This window comes from Endozoicomonas sp. ONNA1 (assembly GCF_024606325.1).
In the GTDB taxonomy this organism is placed as follows: Bacteria; Pseudomonadota; Gammaproteobacteria; order Pseudomonadales; family Endozoicomonadaceae; genus Endozoicomonas_A.
The window spans coordinates 1-1,470 of sequence record NZ_JAHHPN010000815.1 but is presented as its reverse complement, the minus strand read 5'-3'; the positions used below and the strand labels follow the sequence as shown (position 1 = coordinate 1,470).

Below are 1,470 nucleotides of genomic sequence, written 5' to 3'. Positions count from 1 at the left end.
TGGAAAATCTGATCTGCCAACATTAGCAGGCAACATAAGGATATCCCTCTCATGTCAATATTCACCCATGCCTCAATGGCTGGTAATTACCCTCTTTCGACAATAATGTTTTTATAAAGTTCACCCGTCAGCCTGAAGCGCACAATAGAAAAAACAACAATAAGCTGGCAACGGGGTTTAAGCTGGTCAACCTGGCCTGAATAGATCAGACCTTATTCGCAGAAGGCCTGACGTATTTAAGAACATTGTGGTTTTTTTGTCTTGCTGCCTCGATAAAAGTCTCATCGTGTTTAAGCCCGGACGCAACATAATTGAAGGCATAAGAGTTCTGTTGAATTAAGTCCAGCATATACTCCCGATCATTCAATAACGTTTCAGAGGCAAAATATAAGCAAGAAATTTGATCAGCAATTGCACTTCGCACGATTTCTTTATCGCTGCGTACATTTTCACCGGCATAACGCAGAGCTGCCGGATAAGTTGTGATAGCGGCCATGACGACCTCTTTATCGTCCTGAAGTCTTTGGCTGGCATAATCCAGATTCCTACCATCCTGAGTGACTGCGATCATGACAACGTTTTTATCGTCCTGAAGTTTTGGGCTGGCATATTCCAGCTGGTCACCATCCTGAGTCACTGCGGCCATGACGACCTTTTTATCATCCTTCAGTTCTGCACTCACATATTTCAGGTCATCTGGATAGGCTTCAATAGTGGGTAATACAACATCCTTATCATTTCGAACCCGTTCGCTGGCATACACCAGCCCATTCTGAAGCAGGATATTCCTGACCTTTTCTTTATCCTCCGGAAGTGGCTGACCCGGAGGAACATTAAACTCCAGTCTGGCATTAAAGGATGGTTTGATAACATAGTACTGACCTTCCAGATGAGGATAGACAGACACAAACAATGGAATAGCATGGTCCGGATGTACCAATAAAAGATGCTGTAAAAGTTCCCTGCGGGTATCCTCACCCATCTCACCACTCATGAATACTTCCTGAAGATTGTGCCTTGATTGACCTAACCGTCGAGGATGATCAATAAACTGTCGTTGGTGGTTGCTTATTAACTGGTCGCAACCCTCAGAAATATGGCACTGGACATAAGTGTAGAATTTCTCATCATAAAACATTGAGAAAAGGCAATGTTGAAAAGCGAATCTATCGGCTTCTGTCGCAATACTACGATTAAGGCGTTGTGCAAGCAGGTTAAAGTCCCACTGGTCTCCTTCAAAAATGGCTATGCTCTCCAATTGCAGATCCAGATTATACAGAGCGTTTAACGCAATGATCAGTTTTTCAAAGGCATCCTGCTGGGCTTCAAGTGATGTCATTCGGGAGCATTCGACGATAATTTCACCCGCTACAGCGTTGCAGCTTAGCTTCATGCTATCAGCCTGTTTATCCAATTCGATCACTTTCAGTAACTGCACCAAAAACCACATACGCTTTAACTTGCCTTCTT

Annotated in this window: 1 protein-coding gene; it reads right to left on the bottom strand. The window is 43.6% G+C overall.

Going from position 1 to position 1,470, the window contains the following annotated elements; genetic code table 11:
* Positions 1-205 precede the first annotated feature (205 nt).
* Positions 206-1,470, bottom strand: a 1,265-nt coding sequence (locus KDK19_RS19335; protein WP_257292660.1) for a DUF4116 domain-containing protein, incomplete at its 5' end; no start/stop codon positions are given.